The sequence below is a fragment of the Saccharopolyspora sp. NPDC002376 genome (genome assembly GCF_053593195.1).
In genome coordinates, this window is record NZ_JBSFBZ010000085.1 from 1 (window position 1) to 24,169 (window position 24,169).

At 69.2% G+C, this 24,169-nt stretch carries 19 protein-coding genes; 6 read left to right on the forward strand and 13 right to left on the reverse strand.

Annotation, left to right across the window (positions count from 1 at the left end; translation table 11 throughout):
• Positions 1–282: 282 nt before the first annotated feature.
• A complete protein-coding gene (locus ACWCO2_RS34240; protein WP_450131949.1) occupies positions 283–909 on the forward strand; it encodes a GNAT family N-acetyltransferase in 627 nt (208 codons plus the stop codon).
• 154 nt (positions 910–1,063) lie between these two features.
• Here the strand turns inward: ACWCO2_RS34240 and ACWCO2_RS34245 are convergent, their stop codons facing one another.
• The 9 genes from ACWCO2_RS34245 to ACWCO2_RS34285 all read right to left on the reverse strand — a co-directional run bounded on the left by ACWCO2_RS34245 (position 1,064) and on the right by ACWCO2_RS34285 (position 11,953).
• Complete coding sequence (locus ACWCO2_RS34245; RefSeq protein WP_450131950.1) at positions 1,064–2,212, reverse strand: N-acetylmuramoyl-L-alanine amidase; 1,149 nt, start codon at positions 2,210–2,212, stop codon at positions 1,064–1,066.
• A 288-nt stretch (positions 2,213–2,500) separates the two neighbouring features.
• On the reverse strand, positions 2,501–2,827 hold the full coding sequence (gene trxA, locus ACWCO2_RS34250; protein WP_450131951.1) for a thioredoxin: 327 nt from the start codon (positions 2,825–2,827) through the stop codon (positions 2,501–2,503).
• Positions 2,828–2,857: 30 nt separating this feature from the next.
• Positions 2,858–3,844 (reverse strand): thioredoxin-disulfide reductase, encoded by a 987-nt coding sequence (trxB, locus tag ACWCO2_RS34255; protein WP_450131952.1) that lies wholly within the window; start codon positions 3,842–3,844, stop codon positions 2,858–2,860.
• A gap of 196 nt (positions 3,845–4,040) precedes the next feature.
• Positions 4,041–4,853 carry a hypothetical protein gene (locus ACWCO2_RS34260; protein ID WP_450131953.1) on the reverse strand — a complete coding sequence of 271 codons (813 nt, stop codon included), beginning with the start codon at positions 4,851–4,853 and terminating at the stop codon, positions 4,041–4,043.
• Positions 4,850–5,458 carry an RNA polymerase sigma factor SigM gene (sigM, locus tag ACWCO2_RS34265; protein WP_450131954.1) on the reverse strand — a complete coding sequence of 203 codons (609 nt, stop codon included), beginning with the start codon at positions 5,456–5,458 and terminating at the stop codon, positions 4,850–4,852. The genes ACWCO2_RS34260 and sigM overlap by 4 nt, the downstream gene beginning before the upstream one ends.
• Before the next feature lie 64 nt (positions 5,459–5,522).
• Positions 5,523–7,097 carry a protein kinase family protein gene (locus ACWCO2_RS34270; RefSeq protein ID WP_450131955.1) on the reverse strand — a complete coding sequence of 525 codons (1,575 nt, stop codon included), beginning with the start codon at positions 7,095–7,097 and terminating at the stop codon, positions 5,523–5,525.
• 99 nt (positions 7,098–7,196) lie between these two features.
• A complete protein-coding gene (murJ, locus tag ACWCO2_RS34275) occupies positions 7,197–9,059 on the reverse strand; it encodes a murein biosynthesis integral membrane protein MurJ (RefSeq protein ID WP_450131956.1) in 1,863 nt (620 codons plus the stop codon).
• A 102-nt stretch (positions 9,060–9,161) separates the two neighbouring features.
• Complete coding sequence (locus ACWCO2_RS34280; RefSeq protein WP_450131957.1) at positions 9,162–11,399, reverse strand: DUF6049 family protein; 2,238 nt, start codon at positions 11,397–11,399, stop codon at positions 9,162–9,164.
• A complete protein-coding gene (locus tag ACWCO2_RS34285; RefSeq protein WP_450131958.1) occupies positions 11,396–11,953 on the reverse strand; it encodes an NUDIX hydrolase in 558 nt (185 codons plus the stop codon). The genes ACWCO2_RS34280 and ACWCO2_RS34285 overlap by 4 nt, the downstream gene beginning before the upstream one ends.
• 160 nt (positions 11,954–12,113) lie before the next feature.
• On the opposite strand from ACWCO2_RS34285, the gene ACWCO2_RS34290 reads away from it, so the two are divergent.
• A complete protein-coding gene (locus tag ACWCO2_RS34290) occupies positions 12,114–13,604 on the forward strand; it encodes a CCA tRNA nucleotidyltransferase (protein WP_450131959.1) in 1,491 nt (496 codons plus the stop codon).
• Positions 13,605–13,742: 138 nt separating this feature from the next.
• Positions 13,743–14,315: a YqgE/AlgH family protein gene (locus tag ACWCO2_RS34295; protein ID WP_450131960.1), complete on the forward strand. Its 573-nt coding sequence runs from the start codon at positions 13,743–13,745 to the stop codon at positions 14,313–14,315.
• Positions 14,316–14,482: 167 nt separating this feature from the next.
• Here the strand turns inward: ACWCO2_RS34295 and ACWCO2_RS34300 are convergent, their stop codons facing one another.
• On the reverse strand, positions 14,483–14,782 hold the full coding sequence (locus tag ACWCO2_RS34300) for a hypothetical protein (RefSeq protein ID WP_450131961.1): 300 nt from the start codon (positions 14,780–14,782) through the stop codon (positions 14,483–14,485).
• Between the two features lie 42 nt (positions 14,783–14,824).
• Positions 14,825–15,238 carry an SdpI family protein gene (locus ACWCO2_RS34305; RefSeq protein WP_450131962.1) on the reverse strand — a complete coding sequence of 138 codons (414 nt, stop codon included), beginning with the start codon at positions 15,236–15,238 and terminating at the stop codon, positions 14,825–14,827.
• Between the two features lie 218 nt (positions 15,239–15,456).
• On the opposite strand from ACWCO2_RS34305, the gene ACWCO2_RS34310 reads away from it, so the two are divergent.
• Positions 15,457–16,524, forward strand: a complete 1,068-nt coding sequence (locus ACWCO2_RS34310) for an esterase-like activity of phytase family protein (protein ID WP_450131963.1) — start codon at positions 15,457–15,459, stop codon at positions 16,522–16,524.
• A 1-nt stretch (position 16,525) separates the two neighbouring features.
• On the opposite strand, the gene ACWCO2_RS34315 is transcribed toward ACWCO2_RS34310, so the two are convergent.
• Entirely contained in the window at positions 16,526–17,149 is a 624-nt protein-coding gene (locus ACWCO2_RS34315; protein ID WP_450131964.1) for a restriction endonuclease subunit S, read from the reverse strand.
• Positions 17,150–17,658: 509 nt separating this feature from the next.
• Here ACWCO2_RS34315 and leuS point away from each other — a divergent pair.
• Complete coding sequence (leuS, locus tag ACWCO2_RS34320; protein WP_450131965.1) at positions 17,659–20,523, forward strand: leucine--tRNA ligase; 2,865 nt, start codon at positions 17,659–17,661, stop codon at positions 20,521–20,523.
• An 88-nt stretch (positions 20,524–20,611) separates the two neighbouring features.
• Here leuS and ACWCO2_RS34325 read toward each other — a convergent pair whose 3' ends face one another.
• Positions 20,612–21,682: a MerR family transcriptional regulator gene (locus ACWCO2_RS34325; protein WP_450131966.1), complete on the reverse strand. Its 1,071-nt coding sequence runs from the start codon at positions 21,680–21,682 to the stop codon at positions 20,612–20,614.
• Between the two features lie 156 nt (positions 21,683–21,838).
• On the opposite strand from ACWCO2_RS34325, the gene ACWCO2_RS34330 reads away from it, so the two are divergent.
• Positions 21,839–23,764, forward strand: coding sequence for an acyl-CoA dehydrogenase family protein (locus ACWCO2_RS34330; RefSeq protein WP_450131967.1), 1,926 nt, complete (start codon positions 21,839–21,841; stop codon positions 23,762–23,764).
• Positions 23,765–24,169: the final 405 nt, after the last annotated feature.

A 24,169-nucleotide genomic window follows, 5' to 3' on the forward strand; every position in this document is an offset into this window, starting at 1 on the left:
GGCTGCGGGATCCCGTTTTTATGTATGTCCAATACACGGCGAACGGGCTGTCCTCGCCAGGCGACGTCTGAGAACCCGCGGCGGTGCCGGTTGCGTACGTGGGCTAAGCGGCTACGCCGCTTCAAAGAAGAGATGAGTCAAACTGACCCGTCGGTAACTTATCTCACCCCATCGAGTCGATGTCGGTGCTCGGCGGAGCTTCCGGTGTCAGGGCGCGGGCGCTTATCCTGGCGACATTCCCGCCTGTGGTGCGGGTTCGTGCGGGTCTTTCCAGGAGGTCAGGTGTCGCGACGCGTCGTCGGCGTCACGCTGGACAACCTCGACCACCTGCCCAAGCGGTGTCGTCGGTGCGTCTTCTGGGAGCTCGCGCCGCACATCCGGGAGCAGGCGGAGGAGTTCGGCGAGACCGAACTGGAGAAGGAGGCCTGGGTTTCCAGCGTGCTGCTGGAGTGGGGCTCCTGCGGACGGATCATCTACGTCGACGGCGTTCCGGCCGGTTATGCGATGTACGCCCCGCCGGCCGCGGTGCCGCGTGCTGCGGCGTTCCCGACCGCGCCGGTCAGCGCGGACGCCGTGCTGATGACCGCGCTGCGCGTGCTGCCGGAGTTCGAGCACAGCGGCCTCGGCCGGGTCTTGGTGCAGAACGTTGCGAAAGATCTGACCCGACGCGGGGTCAAGGCCATCGAGGCCTTCGGTGACCTTCAGGAAGCCGCTGATAGCTGCGTGATCCCCGCCGGGTTCCTGCAGCAGGTCGGGTTCAAGACGGTCCGCCAGCACCCCAAGTGGCCCCGGATGCGGCTGGAGCTGCGCACGGCGATCTCCTGGAAGGAAGACGTCGAAGCAGCCCTCGAACGCCTCCTCAGCTCGGTCACCATCAAGACGGCTGAACCGGTCATCGGCGGCGCCTGAGTCGACAGGTCACCAAGTCGACAGGTCGCCAAGTCGACAAATCCACCCCAACCTCGACACTAATTTCCGCCATGCGGAACTTAGCTCTCATTGGACGCAAATTCGATGGAAATTGGACGTCCAATTTCCATCGAATTTGCGTCACCAGCGGATGTCAGGCGCCTTCGGCTCGGGCGAGCTCGTGGCGGAGCAGGTCGTCGAAGGTGAAGGTGCCGGTCGGCTGGTCGTCCTTGCCCAGCAGGTACAGGCGCTTCACCGCGACCAGCAGGCCCTCCGCGATCACGTCGCGGAACGCCGGGTCGAGCAGGCGGGAACGGTCGCGGGCGTTGGTCAGGTAGCCCAGCTCCATCCGCACCGCGGGCATCCGGGTCAGCCGCAGGACTTCCCAGGTCTTGGCCTGGGTGTGGCAGTCCTGCAGGCCCGTGCGGGCGACGATCTCACGCTGCAGGAAGCCCGCCAGGGCCTCCCCAACGGTCGACGTCGTGCCGTTGCCGGTGCCGAAGTGGAAGCTCGCCACGCCTTCGGCCAGCGGCGAGGGGTTGGAGTCGATGTGCAGGGACAGGAACATGTCCGCCCCGGCCTCGTTGGCGAACAGGGCACGATCGGCGTCCGGCGGGCAGGAGTTGGGCCCGCGGGTGATCAGCGCTTCCATGCCGGTGGCCACCATCCGGCCCTCCAGCCGGCGGGCCAGGTCCCAGGTCAGGTCGGCCTCGCACACGTCGCCGATGCAGGAGCCGCGGTCGGTGCCGCCGTGGCCCGGGTCGATCACGATGCGCTTGCCGCGCAGCCGCGGCCCGGCTCGCCGGACCTTCTCCTGCTCGCGCAGATACACCGGCCGACCGCCGCGAACCTTCGGAGCCAGCTGGCGCAGCGCCCGCAGCGTGCCCGGGCCGCAGATGCCGTCCGGGGTCAGGCCGTACTCGCGCTGGAAGCTGCGCAGCGCCTGCTCGGTCTCGCGGCCGAAGATGCCGTCCGGGCGGCCTGCGTCGAAGCCCAGCTCCAGCAGCCGCTCCTGCAGCGCGAACACGTCGTCGCCGCTGATCGGCTTGGACACCAGGAAGGCCAGCGACCGGTCGCCGAGCCGCCAGCGGGCCTCGGTGAGCGCGCGGTAGGTCGCCGGGCCCACGACGCCGTCGGTGATCAGGCCGCGTTGTTGCTGGAAGACCCGGACCGCCTGTTCCACCGCGTCGTCGAACAGCGCCGGATCCGTCCGACCGTTGGCCGCCAGCAGACCCAGCGCTGCAAGGGTGTTCCTGATCTCGGCAACGGCCGGACCGACGTCACCGCGGTGGAGCAGCTGCATGCACTCCTCGCTCGATTCAGGCGCCGGTCGGACCGGCGCGGAGGATGGTCGGGTACGCCCCGATGTCCCGTTCGCGTGACGGGTCGTGTTTGACGAACCCGTCGAGTAATTGTGCCTTGTGTGCCCGGACTCGGCGCTGCGGCCCAGTGCCACCTGGCGGACGTGCGACAACGGACCGTGGGTGCGCGATCTCTCCTGGTGCGCAAAAACACGGTCCCGCCGTCCTAAAGGTCATATCGACTGGACGGCGGGACCGCGTTATTCGGTTGCGTCAGATGGAGTCCGAATTCACAGGTAGTCGGACAGGTCGGACACCAGCGCGGCATTCGGCTTGGCGCCGACGATCTGCTTGACCGGCTGGCCGTTCTGGAACACGATCAGCGTCGGGACGGACATCACCTGGTAGTCGCGCGCCACGCTGGGGTTCTTGTCGATGTCGAGCTTGGCGACGGTGAGCTTGTCGCTGTTCTCGGAGGCGATCTCCTCGAGGACCGGGGCGACCATCTTGCACGGGCCGCACCAGGTGGCCCAGAAGTCCACCAGGACGGGCTTGTCGCTGTCCAGGACGGTGCTCTTGAAGCTGTCGGCGTCGACGGTCACGGTGTTGTCGGCCATGTCATCTCCCTCGGAGGTCGGTCTGGTGGGTCAGTGGGCCGAGCCGTAGCCGCCGCCGACGAGCTCGGTGGCGACCTCAGCGGTCGGCGTGTCGTGTTCGGCGAGCCAGCGCTCGGCGTCGATCGCCGCGGCGCAGCCCGATCCGGCGGCGGTGACGGCCTGCCGGTAGGTGTGGTCCACCAGGTCGCCCGCGGCGAACACGCCGGGGATGCCGGTGTGCGTGCTGGGCTGCTGGACCTGCACGTAGCCCTCGTCGTCGACGGAGACCTGGTCGCGCACCAGCTGGCTGCGCGGGTCGTGGCCGATGGCGACGAACATGCCGGTCACGTCCAGGTCGGAGGTCTCACCGGTGACCGTGTCGCGCAGCTTGAGCCCGCTGACGCTGCCGTCGCCGACGACCTCGGTGACCGCCTTGCTGGTCAGCCACTTGATCTTGTCGTTGGAGCGGGCGCGCTCCAGCATGATCCGCGAGGAGCGGAACTCGTCGCGGCGGTGGATGATCGTCACCGACCGCGCGAAGCGGGTCAGGAACGTGGCTTCCTCCATCGCGGAGTCGCCACCGCCGATCACGGCGATGTCCTGGTCGCGGAAGAAGAACCCGTCGCAGGTCGCGCAGGCCGACACGCCGTGGCCGAGCAGTCGCTCCTCACCCGGAACGCCCAGGTAGCGAGCAGCGGCGCCCATCGCCAGGATGACCGCCTTGGCGCGGTACTCCACGCCGTTGGCCAGCACCGTCTTCACATCACCGGTCAGGTCGAGACGCTCGACGTCCTCGGCGCGCAGCTCGGCGCCGAAGCGCTCGGCCTGGGAACGCATCTGCTCCATCAGGTCGGGACCCATGATCCCTTCCTTGAAGCCCGGGAAGTTCTCCACTTCGGTGGTGGTCATCAGCGCACCACCGAACTGGGTTCCCTCGAAGACCAGTGGTTCGAGCTCCGCCCTCGCTGCGTACACCGCTGCGGTGTACCCGGCCGGGCCGGAGCCCACGATGATCACGTTGCGGACGTCGCCAGTCACCGCGCCCCTTCCGTCGTAGCGTTCTCGCCGCGCTCGGCGCGCGACCGTATCCGGCTCAACGCGATCCTATTCGGCTCTGTTCCCGATCAAGGGACGCCGTGCCCCAGGGCACACGCGCGCGGTGAAGAGGACTACAGTTCCAATTGAAACTGTAGTCCTCTTCACCGCGCGCCGATCTACGACTTCGCTCCCGCGATCAGCCGCCGAAAGTGCTGTCGGAGATCTTGGCCGGGTTGTCCGGACCGCAGTCCGGGGCGACCGCTAAAAGCCGGAACTTGCCCGTTTCGCCGCCTGGCAGGACCAGCAGCTGGGCGGGCTTGCCGTCGAGCGTGATCTCCCGCGCCCCGAGCGGTTTTCCGCTGGTCACACCGTTCGCCTGCAAGCAGCCGATCAGTTGCTGCGGGTCGTTCAGCGCGCCTTGGTACTGGCGGCTGGCGAACACCTCGGCGAACTGCTGACCGTTGAGGTGGACCTGGTCGCCCTGCAGTGCCAGCGGCGGTTTCTCGCCGGGAGCCGAGGACGACGGTGGTTGTGCTTGCTGCGTCCCGACCTCGGTGCTGCTCGGCATCGCAGTGAACACCACGGCAGCGGCTGCTGCAGCGACCCCGACGAGTCCGGCGCCGAGCGTGAAGCGCCGCCGGCGGCGTTGTTTGGCCGCCGCGAAGTCGATCACCTGAGCGCCCTGCTCGGCAGCCGGAGCGGCCGGAGCAGCAGTGGGAACATCCGCGTGTTGCTGCTGTTCGGCCCACTCCCGGACCTCGTTCTCGAGCGCGGCATCGATGCGCACCGACACGTCGTCCGGGATCGTCAGCGGCGGCAGCTCGGCGAGGTCCTCGCTGGTGGCGTCCAACGCCGCCAGGATCTCCCTGGCCTCCGGGTCGTCCTGGACCTGGCTGCGGAGCTCATCGGCGGTCTGCTCGTCCAGCACCCCGGCGTGGAGATCGGCTAGCAAGTCCAGGGACCACGGTGGACCCTGCGGCGCCCCCGTGCGCCGGTCTTCGCCACTCATCGTCCCTCCCGTCGACGCATGGCCATCGCGTCATCTGGGACGTTCGCATCTGCACTTGGGTTCCGCAGGTGTCCCAGAAGTTTGGCGAGCTTGGCCCGCCCCCTCGCGCACCGACTCTTCACGGTGCCTTCAGCAATGCCCAGGATCGACGCGGTTTCGGACACCGAATAGCCCTCGACGTCCACCAGCACGATCGCTGACCGCTGGTCCTCGGGGAGCTCGGCGAGCGCGTCCTGGACGGCCATCTTGGTGTCCTGCTCGGCGATGGCGTCGCGGGGCGCCGCCGGTTCGGCCGGACCGGTTTCGGGCAGCGGCACCGTCGGTCGGGTCTGCCTGCGCCGGATGCGGTCCAGGCAGGCGTTCACCACGATCCGGTGCAGCCAGGTGGTCACCTGGGACTCGGCGCGGAACGACGAGGCGTTTCGGAAGGCCGAGATCATCGCGTCCTGAAGCGCGTCGGCGGCGTCTTCGTGGTCGCGCATGGTGCGCAGCGCAACAGCCCACAGCCGATCCCGATGTCGGCGGAAGAGCTCGGAGAACGCGTGTGGATCTCCGCTGGTATGCGCCGCGATGAGTTCGGCGTCCGATCTCACGGGGACAGACACGGTTCAGCACTTTACTGATCGTGAGCCGGAACATGAGCCGCAACCCGTGTTCCGGCTCACCGATTCAGCCCGCGCTGCCGTTGACCTTGACCTCGTTGATCTGGGCGACGAATTCACCACCGCTGGACGGCAGCTGGGTGATCAGCACCAGGATCTGCTCGGACGGGGAGTCCGGCTGGAGCTTGATCGTGGTCTCCCCCGCCTTCAGGTCCCCGGAACCGATCACCTTGGTGCCGTTCAGGTTCTGCGTGCCGTTGACCTGCCGGACCTCGACCTTGGCGCCCGCGCTCGGCGAGTCGATGACCAGGTCCTGCAGCACCGACGGGTGGGCCAGCGTGAGCACCGCGCCGGTGCCGTCGCTGATGCCGCCCGGGCCGAGCTGCTGCCGGTACTGCGACGTCGCCCAGTAGGTGTTCGGGTCGCCGTCGAACAGGTACGGGATGCGGCCCGGGGTGTCCGGGGTGCCGTTGGTGTTGTACGGGACCGCGTTGGTGATCTGCACCGGGCTCGACTGTGGCGGTGGCGGCGGTTCCTCGTTGCCCGGGTGGTTGCCGGACTCGCCGATGACCTGGCCGGTGCCGCTGTTGCGGCTGGAATCGGTGAAGATGCCGATCAGCGAGGTCGCGATCCAGGCGACCACCAGCAGGGTGGCCACCGCGAGCACGCCGACGCTGAGCATCAGCTTCTTGCGCTTCTCCGTGTCCGGCTTGGGGTCCTCGCGCCGCCAGACCTCGTTGTTCTCGCTGCCGCTCGAACCGTTCTGCCCGGTGGTGCTGGGAGCTTCGAAGGTGGCGTGCTGCTCCAGGACGCGCAGCACCGCGGCACCGGTGCGGACACCGCCGGTGGTGCCGGTGGAGTCCGGATTGCCCAGAGCGCGCACCGCCACAGTGGACAGCTCGAGCGGCACGGTCGGGCGCAACGTGCGCGGCGCGACCACGGCGCCGTCCGGTCCGGTCGGGGCGACCGGCAGTCCTTCCGGCGCGTCGTCGAGCGCCCACCGGCCGGTGAGCAGCAGGTACAGCGTGGCACCCAGACCGCGCACATCGTCGCTGGAGGTGGCCTGGGCCATCGGGCCCGGGAAGGCCATCCGGATCTCGCCGTCCGGCGTCACCCGGATCCGCTGCGGGTGGTCGGCGCCGAGCACCAGACCTGCGTGGTGCGCCGCTTCGACGGCTGCGGCCAGCGGCTGCAGCAGGCGGGCCGCGGTGCCGGGCGGCAGCGGGCCTTCAGCGACCAGGTCGAGCAGGTCGGTGCCGTGCGTCCACTCGGCGATCACGATGCCGAGGACGCCGTCCGGGTCGTTCGAGTTCGGTGTGACGACGTCGAGGACGCGGGCCACGCCCATGTGGTTGAACGTGCTGGCGTGCATCGCGCGTTCCAGGGTGCGCCGCGCGCTGGACGCCGCTTCGGCGTCCGAGCGGTCGCCGACCAGGATGGTCAGCGCGACGTCACGACCCAGCACGCCGTCCTTGGCGCGCCACAGCTGCGCGTTGCAGCGGTTGTCGGTGCCGGCTTGGGAAAGGAGCCGGTACCGGCCGTGGTCCAGCACTCTACCTGGGGTCAGCTCCTGCTCGGCCGAACCCTCTTCGCCGGAATCGTCGCAGTCCGCAGCGATCTGCTCGGTGGGTTTGCTGGTCACCTTCCCTCTCCCGCTCCTCCTGGTCCGCAAGGGGATGCGTACCACCCCTCTTCCCCGCACAGGAGGAGACTTCGACACCGAGGGTACGTGACGCGGAAGTCAGCGACGACGCAGCAAACCGGTGAGCCGCCCGAAGGCGGGCTGCAGTTCGGGTACCCGCAGCACCGACATCAGCCCGAAGATCGAGCCGAAACCGACCACCGAGCCCACGAGGAGCTGCAGCCATCCGGTCAACGCGTTCGCCGGTCCGGACATCAGCGAGCCCACCGCGGACACGCTGAGCGCGCAGAGCAGTCCACCGAGGACTGAAGCCAGCAGCGTCTTCGCCAGCGTCCGGATGAAGCGCCTGCTGCCCAGCTGGCCGAGCCGGAACCGCAGCCAGATCTCGCCGACCAGCCAGCCGATGATGAAGGTGAACGAGTTCACGAAGGTCAGCCCGTAGACGATGTTCTCGGGCTCCAGCAGCGCGGGCAACGCGACGGCCATCAGCACCTTGGCGACGGTCATCACTAGCATGATCACCGTCGGGGTGCGCGCGTCGCTCAACGCGTTGAACGTGCGCATCTGCATCATCGTCAGCGCGTACGGCAGCACGCCGAACGCGGAGACGGCCAGCGCGAGGCCGAGGATGTTCGCCTGACCGGACATGTCGGGCCTGACCGCGAACAGCGCCAGCGACAGCGGCACGCCAAGCACGGTCATCACCGCGCTGACCGGCAGCAGGGTCACAGTGGACAGCCGGTTGCCCAGCGAGAGGTCGTCGATGACCTTCGCGTAGTCGCCGTCCGCGGCGGCGGCGCTCATCCGCGGCAGGATCGCGGTCATGATCGAGAAGCCGATGACCCCGTAGGGCAGCTGCAGCAGCATCCACACGTAGCTGTAGGTCGACCAGGCGCCCGGGGCGTTCGCGGTGGCCACCCGGCTGAGCGCGATCAGACCGACCTGGCTGATCGCGACGTAGCCGAGCATCCACAGCGCGAGTCCGCCGAACTCCGAGAGCCGCCGGTCCCAACCCCACCGCCAGCGCATCCGGAAACCGGTCCGGCGCAGCGCGGGCAGCTGCACGACCGCCTGGCAGATCACGCCGAAGGTGACGCCGAGGCCCAGCACGAGCAGCTGCGGGTCGGTCATCGAGACTGGGTTCAGCGAGATCTCGCCCGGCATCAGCGCGAGCGCGCCGATGGTCACGATGACCACCAGGTTGTTCACCACCGGTGCCCAGGCCGGCGGGCTGAAGATCTGCTTGGCCTGCAGGACCGCGCCGACCAGGGCGCTGAGCCCGTAGAAGAAGATCTGCGGCAGCAGCAGGTAGGCGAACGCGGTGACCAGGTCCCGGTTCGACGCGTCGGATTCGGAGACCAGCGCCACGGTCAGCAGCGGAGCGGCGATCATCGCCAGCAGCGTGCCCACGGCCAGCACCACGACCGCCAGCGTCATCAACTGCTGCACGAACCGCTCGCCGCCGTCGGCGTCGCCCTTGCGGGCGCGCACCAGGACCGGCACCACGACGCTGGTCAGCACACCGCCGATGAGCAGCTCGAAGAGCATGTTCGGCAGCGTGTTCGCGACGTTGAACGAGTCGTTGACGATGCCGAAGCCGATCACCCCGGCCAGCATCAGCTTCCACAGGAAGCCGGTGATCCGGCTGGTCAGGGTCGCGATGGCCATCGAACCGCTGGCCTTGAGCAGCGACGGCTTGCCCTTGCCCGGCGAGACCGGGCGGATCACCTGGGTCTGCTCGGTGGCCTGCTCCACGGCCTGGTCCATGCCGGGTTCCGGCGGGACCGCCGCGATCGGCTGGGTCTCGGCGACGTGCCACCCGCGGCGACCGTTCTGCGGGGTCGCCATCGGCGGTGCTGGACGTGGCTGGGCGGTGTCCGGTCGCCGGATCGGCATGGTGGGGTGCGCTCCGGGCTGCGGTGCGCGATCGCCCGGTCGCCCGGCATCCCTGTCTCGGTTCACTGCCTCAAATCCTTCGCCCGCGCAGGAGTGACCCCGCCCGTCCTGTCGACTTCTCGGCACGCCCCCCTGAAAGTGTGACGGGAGGGCGTACCGACCAGGATCTCAGCTCGGGTTTCGATCACCGTCGGTGGTGGCGATCTGCGCGGTCTCGGGTGTGTCCGGAGGTGCCTCCTCCGATCGGGATTCCTCTCCGGACTGCTCCGCCGCCTGGCGCCGCTGCCTGGCCCGGAACCGCTTGAAGATCCGCCGCCCGGACATGAGCACCAGCAGCGCGGCGGCACCCCCGGTGATGATCAGGATCAGTGGCCCGTAGTTGCCCGAGTTGTACGGCAGCCGCTTCGTGCTGCCGAACTGGGTGCCGTCCTTGGTGGTCACCGTGACGTCGAGGGTGAAGGTACCGGCGCGCTGCGCCGTGGTCTGCAGCCAGAACACCCGCCGGCCGTTCGCCGGGATGGTGGCCACCCCGCCGAAGTCGTGCTCTACCTGCACGCCCGGCACCGGCGGGATGCGGAACACAACGCCCACCGTGACAGGCAGGTCGTTGACCACGGTCAGCGGGGTCGGGCTGTCCGGGGAGGCGCCGACCAGCCTGGTCTGCGACTCCTCGATGTCGACCTTGTCGAGGATCTCGTCGATGGTGCGCCCGGCCAGGTTCACCCAGTGCTCGGCGGCGTTCGCGTCACCGCGCCACGCGCTGGACGCGCCGCGCAGCAGCCCGTTGGCCAGCGGCGTGGTGATCCGCCCCGGCTCCACGTCGGTGGACGGATCGCGCTGGGAGGACCGGTACAGGTCGCCGACCTTGAAGTTCTGCTCGGCCAGCTGCTGCAGGACCGGCTGCGCCACCTCGGACGAGCCGGACTCGACCGGGTAGTTGAGGTCGGCCTCGGGCAGCGTCGCGGGGTTCGGCTCGGGCAGCGCCTTGGGGTGGATCAGCCCGGCGTCGGCGAGGTTCTGCATGCCGTCGAGCAGGCTGCGGAGGTCGTCGCCGCGGACGTCCCAGCGGCGCGGCGGCACCATCACCGAGGTGGCGTCGCCGACGGAGCCCTGGGTCGCCCGGAAGGCGAGCGCACCGAGCGCGTTCTGCACCGACTCCAGCTGCGCGTTCGGCGGCGAGAGAGCGGTGGTCTTCTGCCCGGTGTCGTGCAGCGGGTCGAGTGCGCTGGTCAGCAGGGGGTCGATCGGGATGGCGGTCATGTCTCGGCCGCGGATGCGCACCGGGTCCAGCGAACCGTCCGGGATGTTCAGCGCCTGCGGTTCCACCAGCGCGGTGCGGGGCAGGTTGCCGCTCGGCGGATCGGCCAGCGCGCCCTCGACGGGCCAGAGCACGCTGCGCGGCTCGACGCCCAGCGTGTTCTTGTCCTTGAGCAGGTTGGCGCCGTCCATCGCGAGGTTGACCAGGTCCGGCAGACCCGCGCGCCCCAGCGCCACCACGTCGGCGTCGGCGTAGGGCAGCGCGATCACGCAACGACCGGAGGTGGCCTCCTTTAGCTTGCTCAGCCACAGGTTCGCGGCGCCGGTGCCGATGCCGTCGGCGAGCGAGTTGTTCGGCTGGCGCACCTGGTAGGGCCCCTGCATGGCGCGGACGGTGATCAGCAGGTCCGGGTCGATGGCGAAGCACAGCGAGCTGCCCAGCGGCGAACCCGAGGGCGCGCTGTCGGTCACGGCCTGCACCAGGTCGTACAGCCGACCGCCGGGGGCCAGCGAGGTGGACAGCGTGTCGTCGACCAGCACCGGGCGCATGCCGGGCAGCGCCTCCCGCTCCAGCCGCGGGTAGTCGACGATCGGCACCACCATGCTGACGTCGGTGGGGTGCGGGGGCGGCGGCGCCGGATTGCCCGGAGTGCTGAGCACCGGCAGCAGGAAGCGCGACTCGGCGACCCGCGCCCGGCCGCCCGAGGCCGAGACGCCGTTGACGTTGACCAGCAGCGGGTAGACGCCGGGCTCGGTGAGCTGCAGCGAGTTCGGGCCGGTCAGCGGGATGCGGATCTCGACGTCGGTCTGCTGCCCCGGCGCCAGGCCATCCGCGATCGGGCTGAAGGCCGGTTCGGTGACCGTCGGCGTGGCGCTGCGCATGGCGTGCTGCACGGCGGGCTCGGTGGTGGTCGCGTTGCCGCGCTGGACGCGGGCCTCGATGTCGTTGATCTGGCTGTCGCCGGTGTTGGTCAACCGGCCGGTGATGACGACCTCGCCGGGACCGCCGTCCGCGACCACGGAGGGTGTGATCTTGGTCACATCTAATTGGACGAGATTCTCGCCTTGAGCCGCGACCTGCGGAGCCAAGCCCGCCGGAAGCCCCGCTATCACCAGCACCGCGACCATCGCGGCCAGCAGATACCTCAACCCGGCTCCGTCCCGCTACCTCGCACCGGACGGGCCCTGAGCCGATCGCTCGTCCCGTCCGCACCGTCGCCGCGCAAGCTCAGCGCGCGGCGCACCAGCCGACGCTCGTCGGCGTAGGCCAGCACATCCTCCAGCTCACCAAGCGGCACCCACGCCACCTCGGTGACCTCCACGTCCTCGTCGGAAAGCTCACCGCCCACCGCATCCAGCAGGAAGTGGTGCACGGTCTTGTGTATGCGCCGGTTGCCCGCGACGAACCAGTAGTCGATGGTGCCGATCGGGGTCACGACCCGACCGATGATCCCGGTCTCCTCGGCGACCTCGCGCACTGCGGTCTGCTCCGGGGTCTCACCGGCCTCGATGTGCCCCTTCGGCAGCGACCACAGCAGTCGTCCCTTGCGGTCCAGCCTCCCGATGATCGCAGCGAGCCTCTCGCTGCTGTTCACCACCAGCCCACCGGCGGACGTCTCGTCGACGGTCCGCAGCCTGCGCCTTCGGCGTCGGTTCCGACGCCCCGGCTGAGCACCGCCGGAGCGGCCGGGCGACGGGGGCATGCAGCCGATGGTAGTGCGATCAGGGCGTGCTTGTTTCTGGCGGCTGGTTTGCGTGGCGGTGCGAGTAACGGAACCCCAGCTTCCGCCTGATTGCGGGGTGGGCATTGTTGGGTGCGGAGGGGTGATTGGGTGGGGGGTGGGGCCGATATCCTGGTAAATCGTGTCCACTCCTTCGCACCACGACTCCGCCGCGTCCGCCGAGCTGCAGGCGCGGGAACGCCAAGCGCAGCGCAATGCCGTGGTCGAGCTCGTGCGGGTCGCTCCCATCGCGGAGGAGCTGGCCGAGCGGTTCGCCGCTGCTGGGCACCGGCTGTTCCTGGTCGGCGGCAGCGTGCGGGACGCGCTGCTAGGGCGGCTGGGCACCGATCTGGACTTCACCACCGAGGCGCGCCCGGAACAGGTCCGCGAGCTGTTGAGCGGTTGGGCCGAGACGATCTGGGACACCGGGATCGAGTTCGGCACCCTCGGCGCCTTCCGGCACGGGACGACGGTGGAGATCACCACCTTCCGCGCCGACACCTACGACCGGGTGGGCCGCAACCCCGACGTCGCCTTCGGCGACACCATCGAGGGTGACCTGGTGCGCCGCGACTTCACCGTGAACGCGATGGCCATCGAGCTGCCCGGCCGGTCGTTCGTCGACCTGCACGACGGCATGGCCGACCTGGCCGCCCGGCGGCTGGACACCCCCGCCGCCCCGGAGGATTCCTTCGCCGACGACCCGCTGCGCATGCTGCGCGCCGCCCGGTTCGTCTCCCAGCTCGGGTTCACCGCCAGCGACCGGGTGGTCCAGGCGATGACCGACATGGCCGCCGAGATCACCCGGATCACCCCGGAGCGGATCCAGGTCGAGCTGTCCAAGTTGCTGTGCGGCGAGTACCCGCGGCGCGGCGTCGAGCTGCTGGTGGACACCGGGCTGGCTGATCACGTGCTGCCCGAGGTGCCGGCGATGAAGCTGGAGATCGACGAGCACCACCAGCACAAGGACGTCTACCGGCACTCGCTGACGGTGCTGGACCAGGCGATCGACCTGGAGCGCGCGGAGAACCCGGACGGCGAGCCGGACCTGGTGCTTCGGCTGGCCGCGCTGCTGCACGACATCGGCAAGCCGGGGACCCGGCGCTTCGAGTCCGGCGGCGGCGTGAGCTTCCACCACCACGAGGTGGTCGGCGCGAAGATGACCCGCAAGCGGCTGCGCGCGCTGCGCTACTCCAAGGACGTGATCAATCAGGTCGCCGACCTGGTGTTCCTCCACCTGCGGTTCCACGGCTACAGCGACGGCCACTGGACCGACGCGGCGGTGCGCCGCTACGTCAACGATGCGGGCCCGCTGCTGTCCCGGCTGCACAAGCTGGTGCGCGCGGACTGCACGACCCGCAACAAGCGCAAGGCGGCGTCGTTGCAGCGCTCCTACGACGACCTGGAGGAGCGCATCGAGCGGATCGCGGCCGAGGAGGACCTGGCGAAGGTCCGGCCCGATCTGGACGGCAACGAGATCATGCGGCTGCTCGGCGTCGACCCCGGACCGGTGGTCGGCAAGGCCTGGAAGCACCTCAAGGAGCTGCGCCTCGACCGCGGACCGATGTCCCACGAGGAAGCCGTCGAGGAGCTCAAGGTCTGGGCCCGTGCGCAGGGCATCGACGTTCCCTGATCCTGAAATCGCAGGCCAGAAGGTCAGTAGTAATAGTGTGTGCTACTTCACGCTGTTATTCATAATTTTTGATTAATCACTGTTATTGGTCCCGCTGAGCTCTGTCCGTGCCCGGGCAACCAGTGAGATCATGGGTTGGTGGGATCAGACGCGGACGTGGAACCGGGGACGCTGCTCGTTGCCGCTCCACAGCTGGCGGACCGGAACTTCCGGCGAACCGTCGTGTACGTCATTCACCACCGCGCCGAGGGCACCCTGGGCGTCGTGCTGAACCGGCCGAGCGAGGTCACGGTGCACGAGGTGCTGCCGAAGTGGGGGCAGCACGCGACCGAGCCGCAGTCGTTGTTCGTCGGCGGCCCCGTCGAGCAGCGCACCGCGATCTGCTTGGCGACTCTGCGCGCGGGTGAGGACACCGCGGCGATCACGGGCATGGTCGGCGTGCGCGGCCCGGTCGGTCTGGTCGACCTCGACGGCGACCCCGACGCCCTGGTGCCGAAGACGCGAGGCCTTCGCTTCTTCGCCGGCTACGCGGGTTGGGAACCGGGGCAGCTGGCGGGCGAGATCGAGCGCGGCGACTGGATCGTGGTCCCGGCGTTGCCGGACGACGTGATCGCAGACCCCGGCACCGAGCTGTGGAGCCGGGTGCTGCGCCGCCAGGGACCGCCGCTGGCCTTCCTCGCCACGCACCCCGGAGACGTCCGCCTCAACTGAGAACCCGTTGCGTTGCTTGCGTGGTCGCTGCGCGGAACCTGCTGCGAAGGTGGACGCAAGCGGCTGACGCCGCTTCCACAAGCGTGGACGGCATTCGCCGACAGGTACTGAGGAGTTGTCCCGAGGCCTCCCCAGTTATCCACAGTTGTCCACAGGGTTGTGCACAACTAGTTGTGGACAACTTGGAGCCAGCGGTTGTGGCGGAGGGCCGCGTAGAGGCCGGTGCAGGCTCCGATGATCACGAGGATCGCGGTCTCGCCGTTGTTCGGCTGGACCAGCCGGTGCGCCACCGGCAGCAACGGCTCGACGGCGTCGCGGGCCTCCAGCACCTCCCGCTTCAGCGAGTACAGGTCCGGGGTCACGTCGTCCCGGCCAGGCGCGAAGACGCGCTGCTCCAGCTTGGTGAGCTCGTCGGAGGTGGACAGGTAGGCGTCGACGACGGTGTCCGTGACCAGGTAGGCCGCCACGAGCGGCCTCGGCTCGAGGGGTATTGCCGGATCGCGTCCTGATCAGCCGCGAGGGAGCGAGCTGCAGCAGCCGCCGGCGCAGCCGCCGCAACCACCGGCGGGCGCCGGGGCGGGCATCGCCTCGGCCGCGCGGTTGCCGACCACGCCGCCCGCGGTCATCAGCGCGAACGCCCCGACCAGACCGAACACCGAGATCATCACCACGGAGAACGTCGAGGCCAGCACCGGCAGCGACGCACCGGCCAGCACGGCCGCCGCGCCACCGGCCAGCATCGCGGGCCCGGCCGCGCGGTTGGCGACGCCGAAGGCTTCGTCGCTGCTCATGGCGGCGGGGGTGCGGACACCGACGTAGCGGTTGCGGGGCAGCTGCCCACGCAGCCCCCGGAAGCCGAGCAGCAGCAGAGCTGCCCCGCCGAGGACCAAGATCGCGCAGAGGATCACCTGAACAGCGAGCACCTCACCAGCGTAGGAGAACACCCGACTTGACCTGCGTCACGGTGCACTTACCCGCACCAGATCCCCTGTTCGTCCCGGCGCCGGGGAACCACAGTTTCAATTGAAACTGTAAATCCCACCCACGGCGGATCACAGTTTCAATTGAAACTGTGGCCCGATGGGGCGAGCCGCGACCTGATCGACACTTGCCGGACACCCCGGTCAGGTGTGCTGTGGGCATGGTGAAGACAACTGTGCTGAGCGGGCTGTTGACCGCCGGGTTGCTGGTCGTGGCGGCGGCCCCGGCTGAGGCCGGGACCGACCGGGTCGAGCTGGTCGGCGAGACGACCCTGCCGCACGCGATGCAGTTCGACGGCACCACGATCGGCGGGTTGTCCGGGCTGGACTACGACCCGCGGACCGGGGAATGGGTGCTGATCAGCGACGACCGCTCCGACAAGCAGCCGGCACGGATCTACACCGGCCGCTTCGAAGGCGTCGAGTTCCGGCTGACCGGCACGAAGCCCCTGCTGCGCCCGGACGGCACGACCTACCCGAAGGGCACCGTGGACCCGGAGGACGTGCGCTGGGACCCGTGGAGCCGCGAGCTCTGGTGGACCAGCGAGGGTGAGCGCGACCAGCAGCTGATCGACCCGACGATCCGCCGCGCGAGCGCCGACGGCACCTCCACCGGTGACCTGCCGATTCCGGACAACCTTCTGATGCGGCCGGAGACCGGGCCGAAGCAGAACGAGGTGCTGGAGGGGCTGACGCTGGCCGACGGCGGCACCCGGGTGGTCACCGCGATGGAGGGCCCGCTGCTCCAGGACGGCGAGTCGCCGACCGCCGAGCACGGCGCCCTGTCCCGCATCAGCGTGCAGACCCGCGACGGCCGTGTCCTCGGCCAGTACGCCTACCCGCTGGACCCGGTGTTCGCCGAGTCGCCGACCGGCGGTTTCAGCAACAACGGGGTCAGCGCGATCCTGGCCGATCGGGGTGGTCAGTACCTGGTGATGGAGCGCTCGTTCGTCACCGGCGTCGGCAACTCGATCCGGATCTACCGGGTCGACCTGCGGGGAGCCACGAACGTGCGCGACGTCGAGTCGCTGGCCGACGCGAACGTGCGCCCGCTGCGCAAGGAGCTGCTGGTCGACCTGGCCGACCTGGACCTGAGCACGATCGACAACGTCGAGGGTATGACCTGGGGCCCGCGCCTGCCGGACGGCCGCCGCAGCCTCGTCCTGGTCAGCGACGACAACTTCTCCCCCACCCAGACCACCCAGCTGATCACCCTCGCGGTGCGCTGAGCTAGCCGCGCAGCGGGAAGTCGCCGGCGCCGATGAGCAGACCGAGCTGGTGCTTGAGCCGTTCGGTGGTGTCGGCGACTTCGTCACGCAGCGCCAGCTGCTCGTCGAGACTGTTCATGACCTCGACGATCGCCTCCTGCTGGTCCCGTGGCGGAAGCGAGATCGGCATCTCACGCATGGTCTTCGCGCTCAAACTCGGAATCGTGGCTCTCGCGCAGTGCGCTTTCATCCAGTCCTGCGCCTGCTCGGTCGCGAGGTGGTGGAGCAGGTAGTGGTTGCTCAGTCTGGGATCGCGCGGCCGCAGCCGGAGGAACCCGGGACCGAACAGTGACCCCTCGTGCTCGGTTGTCACGAGCGCGGTCCGGCCGATGGTGCCGGTGCGCGAGCAAAGGACGTCGTCGGATTTGAGCAGGTAGCGGGTCAGCTTCTCGCGTGCGATCGGGTCGACGCGCTCCGACTTCTCCTGGACGAGCCGGTTCCGGCGCAAGTTGCGGGGACTGAGCACCGGTACCCCGTGCTCGTCCGCGGGGATCTCGCGGAGCATGCCGCTCGGTCCGGCGAGCACGTCGCAGACCTCGCCGAGCAGCACGGTTCGCGAGGTCGGAAATGCCTTCGCCGATCCCAAGTTCGACAGATCGACGCGGTCGCGAGGTACGGCGCCATTCGCGCGGGCGACAGCACCTTGATCGCCCAGTCGGCGGAGCTGTCCGACATCGTTTTCCCCCAGCTGCGTGGTCGGGTCGTGCTAGTCTCGGACGCGTACGCCCCGGGGCCGCCTCTGCGCTAGCACGCACGCCGCTCGGGGCATTTTCTTTCCGTCGCCTGCGGCTCCACGGGATCGAAGAGCGCGGCTACCTCTGCTCGCCAGTAGATCACCAGAGCATGCTTCGAGCGTTCACGAGTAGCCGCAGCCGTCTGCTGGGGAAATGGGTTTGGTGAGCTCGGCTACCCTGGTTGGTATGTGCGCGAGGCTGCTCCTTGCGAGGCCGCGTTGACCGTCCGTTAGGCGACGTCAACGCGGCGACCCCTCATGCCCGGCAGGGCCTGGGGGGTTTTCCATTTTTCGCAGGCGGCACACTAAGAGCGCACGACTCGCGCGTTCGAGGGCGATAAGGCAGGGAAGGACACAAACCCATGAGTGGCCAGGCAGAGACCTCGACCGAAGAGGTTCCGCAGCACCGCTACACCGCGGAGACGGCGGTCGAGATCGAGCAGCGGTGGCAGAACCGGTGGGAGGAGCGCGGCACCTTCCACGCGCCCAACCCGGCCGGGTCGCTCAAGGGCGATGTGCCCGAGGACAAGCTGTTCGTCCAGGACATGTTCCCGTACCCCTCGGGCGCGGGCCTGCACGTCGGCCACCCGCTGGGCTTCATCGGCACCGACGTCTACGCCCGGTTCAACCGGATGCAGGGCCGCAACGTCCTGCACACCATGGGCTTCGACTCCTTCGGCCTGCCTGCCGAGCAGTACGCGGTGCAGACCGGGACCCACCCGCGGACCACCACCGAGCAGAACATCGAGCGGTACCTGGGGCAGATCCGCCGCCTGGGCCTGGGCCACGACGAGCGCCGCCGGATCGCCACCACCGACATCGACTTCTACCGCTGGACGCAGTGGATCTTCCTGCAGATCTTCAACGCCTGGTACGACACCGAGGCGGGCCGGGCGCGGCCGATCAGCGAGCTGGAGGACCAGTTCGCCAACGGTGAGCGCGCCACCCCGGACGGGCGTGCGTGGAGCGAGCTGACCCGCGCCGAGCAGCGCGAGATCATCGACTCGCACCGCCTGGCCTACGTCTCCGAGGCGCCGGTCAACTGGGCGCCGGGTCTGGGCACCGTGGTGGCCAACGAGGAGGTCACCGCGGACGGCCTGACCGAGCGCGGCAACTTCCCGGTCTTCCGCCGCAACCTGAAGCAGTGGATGATGCGGATCACCGCCTACGCCGACCGCCTGGTCGACGACCTGGACCGGCTGGACTGGTCGGAGCAGGTCAAGACCATGCAGCGGAACTGGATCGGCCGCTCGCAGGGCGCGAACGTGGTGTTCCCGCTGGACGGCTCCGCGCACCACGTCGAGGTCTTCACCACCCGCCCGGACACGCTGTTCGGCGTGACGTACATGGTGCTGGCCCCGGAGCACCCGCTGGTCGACGAGCTGACCGCGGACGCCTGGCCGGAAGGCGCGGACGACCGCTGGACCGGCGGTGCGGCAACCCCGGCGGAGGCCGTCGCGCAGTACCGGCGCGCGGCGTCGATGAAGTCCGACCTGGACCGCCAGGAGAACAAGGAGAAGACCGGCGTCTTCACCGGTGCCTGGGCCACCAACCCGGTCAACGGCCAGCAGATCCCGGTGTTCATCGCCGACTACGTGCTGATGGGCTACGGCACCGGCGCGATCATGGCGGTGCCCGGCGAGGACACCCGCGACCACGAGTTCGCCGAGGTCTTCGGCCTGCCGATCGTGCGCACCGTGCAGCCCCCGGCGGACTTCGAGGGCGGTGCCTTCACCGGTTCCGGGCCGCGGATCAACTCCGCGAACCCGCAGATCGGGCTGGACCTGAACGGCCTGGAGCTGGACGACGCCAAGAAGGCGATCACCACCTGGCTGGAGGAGCACGGCCACGGCCGCGGCACCGTGCAGTACAAGCTGCGCGACTGGCTGTTCGCCCGGCAGCGCTACTGGGGCGAGCCGTTCCCCATCGTCTACGGCGAGGACGGCCTGCCGCAGGGCCTGCCCGAGGACCAGCTGCCGGTGGTGCTGCCCGAGGTCGCGGACTACTCGCCGCGCACCTTCGAACCGGAGGACGCCGACAGCAGCCCGGAGCCGCCGCTGGCCAAGGCCACCGAGTGGGCCAACGTCGAGCTGGACCTGGGCGACGGGCTGAAGCACTACCAGCGGGACACCAACGTGATGCCGCAGTGGGCCGGTTCCTGCTGGTACCAGCTGCGCTACATCGACCCGGACAACAGCGAGCAGTTCGTCGACCCGGCCAACGAGCAGTACTGGATGGGCAAGCGGCCGGAGCTGCACGGCCCGCGCGACCCGGGTGGCGTGGACCTGTACATCGGTGGCATGGAGCACGCCGTGCTGCACCTGCTGTACTCGCGGTTCTGGCAGAAGGTGCTGTTCGACCTGGGGCACCTGTCGGCGGAGGAACCGTACCGGCGGCTGTTCAACCAGGGTTACATCCAGGCCTACGCCTACACCGACTCGCGCGGCGTCTACGTCCCGGCCGACGAGGTGGAGGAGCGCGACGGCAAGTTCTTCTTCCAAGGCGAGGAAGTCCGCCGCGAGTACGGGAAGATGGGCAAGAGCCTGAAGAACTCCGTCTCCCCGGACGAGATGGCCGACGCCTACGGCGCGGACACGCTGCGGCTGTACGAGATGGCGATGGGTCCGCTGGACTCCTCGCGGCCGTGGGCGACCAAGGACGTCGTGGGTTCGCACCGGTTCCTGCAGCGGCTGTGGCGCAACGTCGTCGACGAGAACACCGGTGAGCTGCGGGTGACCGACGAGCAGCCGGACGTCGAGATGGTGCGCGCGCTGCACAAGACCATCGCCGGGGTCCGCGAGGACTACGCGGAGCTGCGGTTCAACACCGCGGTGGCGAAGCTGATCGAGTTCAACAACCGGATCACCAAGGCCTACGCGTCCGCGGCGGGCTCCCCGCGCGCGATGGTGGAGCCGCTGGTGCTGATGGTCGCGCCGCTGACGCCGCACCTGGCCGAGGAGCTGTGGGCCCGGCTGGGCAACGCGGCGAGCCTGGCGCACGGCCCGTTCCCGGTGGCCGACGAGGAGTACCTGGTCGAGGACACCGCGGAGTACCCGATCCAGGTCAACGGCAAGGTCCGCTCCCGCGTCGTGGTGCCGGCCTCGGCGGACCAGGACGCGGTGAAGGCCGCGGCGCTGGCGGACGAGAAGATCGCCGCCGCCCTGGACGGCAAGGAACCGCGCAAGGTCATCGTGGTCCCGGGTCGCCTGGTCAACGTCGTCGCCTGACGCCCCCGGAAAAGCCGCCCCACAACTCCTGCGGGGCGGCTTTCCGCTTTTCAGAGGGGTTTCCAAATTTCCCTAAAATTGGGAAACCTCAGCCGTGGGCGACGGCGTCGATCACCACGCAGGAGACGTTGTCGGGGGCTCCGGCGTCGTGGACCTGCTGCACGAAGCGGTCGACCGCGTCCTGCGGGCTGGTGGCGGAGTCGAGGACGTCCCGCAGTTCTCGGTCGCTCAGCACGGCGTGCAGTCCGTCCGAGGACAGCAGGTAGCGATCCCCGGTGTGGGCTTCGCGCAGGTGCAGATCCGGTTCCGCGCTGCTGTCGCGGTGCAGCGCGCGCAGCAGTTCGGCGCGCTTCGGGTGGGCCGCAGCTTCTTCCGGGGTCAGCCTGCCATCGTCCACAAGGGACTGGAGGAAGGTGTGGTCGTGGGTGATCTGCGTGAGTTCGCCGCCGCGCAACAAGTACGCGCGCGAATCTCCCACGTGGGCGAGGGCGAATCCGGATCCGGACCACAGCATCGCCGTCAGCGTGGTGCCGACGTGCTCCCGCTCGGTGCCGGAGAATTCGTGCACCGCCCGACGCGCAGAGCCGGTCGCGTCACCGAGTTCGCGCAGCAGATCACCGCTCGGCGTCTCGGAGTCCAGTGAGCCGAGAGCTTCGAGTGCAGCGCTGCTGGCGGCTCGTTCTTCGCCTTCCATCCCGAATCCGTCGGCCACGGCGAACAACCGCGAGCCCGCGAGCACCGAATCCTCGTTGCTTCGCCGCACCAGCCCGCGGTCCGTGCGGGCGGCGCAGCGCAGTTCCCATTCCGAAGTGCTGGTCACGGCGAAGTCCTTCCTGGACAGGTCGGTCACGAGTGCGGTGGCGTGTTCGCGGCGGGCTGCGGTCTCGGCTTCGACCTGCCGCCAGTACGACATGACTTCCGCAGCGGCGGCCAGCGGTGGCAGGTCGACGACCACCCGGATCCGGGCCAGCGGCATGCCGAGCGCGCGCAGCCGGGCGACCAGCTGGGCTTTGCCCAGCTGGTCAAGGACGTAGGTCCGGTAGCCGGTGCGCTGGTCGACGTGCTCGGGTGGCAGGAGTCCGAGTTCGTCGTAGAGTCGCAGTGCCTTGGGCGTCAGGCCCGAGGCACGTGCGAATTCACCGATGCTCAGTCCGTCCACGTCTCACCTCCTCGTGCCGGGCTCCTCGCCCGGTTCCCCGACCCTGCGGCTTGCCCCGAGGTGAAGGTCAAATGTGCTGGAGAGACAGGTCACGTGGCAAAGTTACTCGTCGGTAACTACGCTTGGAGCAGTCGGTACCGACGAGTGGAGGCCGCGATGGCATTCGACGCAGGCGAGCTGACGACGTTGCTGGACGGGCGCTGGGCGCACGTCCGCGACCAGGTCCGGGAGGCGCTGGACGGCGTCGATCTGGCGCCCGCTGACGACCTCGACACCGAGAGCCACCGCGCGCGGACCCTCGAGCAGCTGCAGCAGCTGGCCAAGACCGGCGTCCTCGGCCTCGGCTTCCCGTCCGCCTACGGCGGCAGCGGCGACACCGGTGGTTCGGTGGTGTCCCTGGAGATGCTGCCCGGGAACCTGTCGCTGATGGTCAAGTCCGGTGTCCAATGGGGACTGTTCGGCGGCGCGGTCGTCGCGCTGGGCACCGAACGCCACCACGAGCGCTACCTGCGCGACATCATGAGCGTGGAGCTGCCGGGCTGCTTCGCGATGACCGAGACCGGCCACGGCTCGGACGTCCAGAACCTGCGCACCACCGCCACCTACGACCCGGAGTCGCAGGAGTTCGTGGTGCACACGCCGCACGAAGCGGCGCGCAAGGAGTACATCGGCAACGCCGCCCGCGACGGTCGGATGGCGGTGGTCTTCGCACAGCTGATCACCGGCGGGGAGAGCCACGGCGTGCACGCGCTGCTGGTGCCGATCCGCGACCAGGCCGGGAATTCGTTGCCAGGTGTGGAGATCACCGACTGCGGCCGCAAGGCCGGGCTCAACGGCGTGGACAACGGACGGATCGTCTTCGACCAGGTCCGGGTGCCGCGCGAGGCGCTGCTCAACCGCTACGGCGACGTCGCCGAGGACGGCACCTACAGCAGCCCGATCGCTAGCAAGGGCAAGCGGTTCTTCACCATGCTCGGCACGCTGATCCGCGGCCGGGTGTCGGTGGCGGGCACTTCGGGCAGCGCCGCCAAGCTCGCGCTGGAGATCGCGCTGCGCTACGGCGATACGCGCCGCCAGTTCGGCCGGCCCGGCTCCGACGACGAGGTCGTGGTGCTGGACTACCTGGCACACCAGCGGAAACTGCTGCCCGCGCTGGCCAAGACCTTCGCCCTGCACTTCGCGCAGGAAGAGCTGGTCGCGAGCCTGCACGACGCGCCGGCCGACGAGCGGGCGCAGCGCGAGCTGGAATCCCGCGCGGCCGGGCTGAAGGCGATCACCACCTGGCACGCCACCCGCACCATCCAGACCTGCCGCGAGGCGTGCGGCGGCGCGGGCTACCTGGCGGAGAACCAGCTGGCGCAGCTCAAGGCCGACACCGACGTCTTCACCACCTTCGAAGGCGACAACACGGTGCTGCTGCAGCTGGTCGCCAAGGGGCTGCTGACCGACTACAAGGACCAGTTCTCCGACCTCGGCACGCTCGGCCTGGCCAAGTTCCTCGCCGACCAGTTCGTCGGCGCGGTGATCGAGCGCAGCGCCACGCGTTCCCTGGTGCAGCGGATCATGGACGGCTCGGGCAAGGACGACATCCTCGACCGCGGCTGGCAGCTCAAGATGTTCGACGAGCGCGAGCGCCACGTCCTCGACGGTCTCGGCCGCCGACTGCGGAAGGCCGACCGCGACAACGGTTTCGAGGTGTTCAACAGCGCGCAGGACCACGTGCTGCGCGCGGGCCGCGTGCACGTGGAGCGGCAGCTGCTGGAGGCGTTCGTCGGCGCGATCGAGCGCTGCCGCGACGAGGAGACCGCGGCGCTGCTGAACAAGGTGTGCGACCTTTTCGTGCTCTCCACGATCGAGGAGGACCGCGCCTGGTTCCTGGAGCACGAGCGGATCTCGCCGCGCCGGTCGAAGGCGATCACTGAGGCGGTCAACGAGCTGTGCCGCCAGATCCGCCCGCACGCGGTGGACCTGGTCGCCGCCTTCGGCATCCCGCGCCAGTGGCTCACCGCGCCGATCGCGACCGGAGCGGAAGCCGACCGGCAAGAAGCGCAGCGGGCCCACGACCGCGCCCAGCGCCCGTAGTCCGCACCCAGCCCGCAATTTCCATTGAGGTTTTCCAGGCTCGTTTTGCGTGGCGGTGCGGGTGGCGGAACCTCAGACGCCGCCTGGCTGCGGGATCCCGTTTTTGTGTATGACCAATACACGGCGAACGGGACTGGCCTCGCCAAGAGCCCAGGTCGGGCGGGCACAGTCTGAGAACCCGCGGCGGTGCCGGTTGCGGGGGGGTGGGCTATGCGCCTGCGGCGCCTGCGACCCGCGACGCGCGGTGTCGGTCGTGCTTCGCGGTCACCAGCCGGACAGGATGAAAAGGCTCATTGAAATTGGACGTGCGATTTCAATGAGGTGATCTCAGTGGAATGGGGAGGGCTGGGGGCCTGAAGGCGATGTGGGCGTGGGGTCCTGGTAGAAGAAGGTCTCACCACAAGA

Coding starts and splice junctions, on each gene's coding strand:
- ACWCO2_RS34245 (WP_450131950.1), bottom strand. CDS start 2,212: ATGCAGCTGCTCCACCGCGGTGACGTCGGTCCGGCCGTTGCCGAGATC.
- ACWCO2_RS34260 (WP_450131953.1), bottom strand. CDS start 4,853: ATGAGTGGCGAAGACCGGCGCACGGGGGCGCCGCAGGGTCCACCGTGG.
- ACWCO2_RS34330 (WP_450131967.1), top strand. CDS start 21,839: ATGGCATTCGACGCAGGCGAGCTGACGACGTTGCTGGACGGGCGCTGG.
- ACWCO2_RS34310 (WP_450131963.1), top strand. CDS start 15,457: ATGGTGAAGACAACTGTGCTGAGCGGGCTGTTGACCGCCGGGTTGCTG.
- ACWCO2_RS34285 (WP_450131958.1), bottom strand. CDS start 11,953: ATGCCCCCGTCGCCCGGCCGCTCCGGCGGTGCTCAGCCGGGGCGTCGG.
- trxA (WP_450131951.1), bottom strand. CDS start 2,827: ATGGCCGACAACACCGTGACCGTCGACGCCGACAGCTTCAAGAGCACC.
- leuS (WP_450131965.1), top strand. CDS start 17,659: ATGAGTGGCCAGGCAGAGACCTCGACCGAAGAGGTTCCGCAGCACCGC.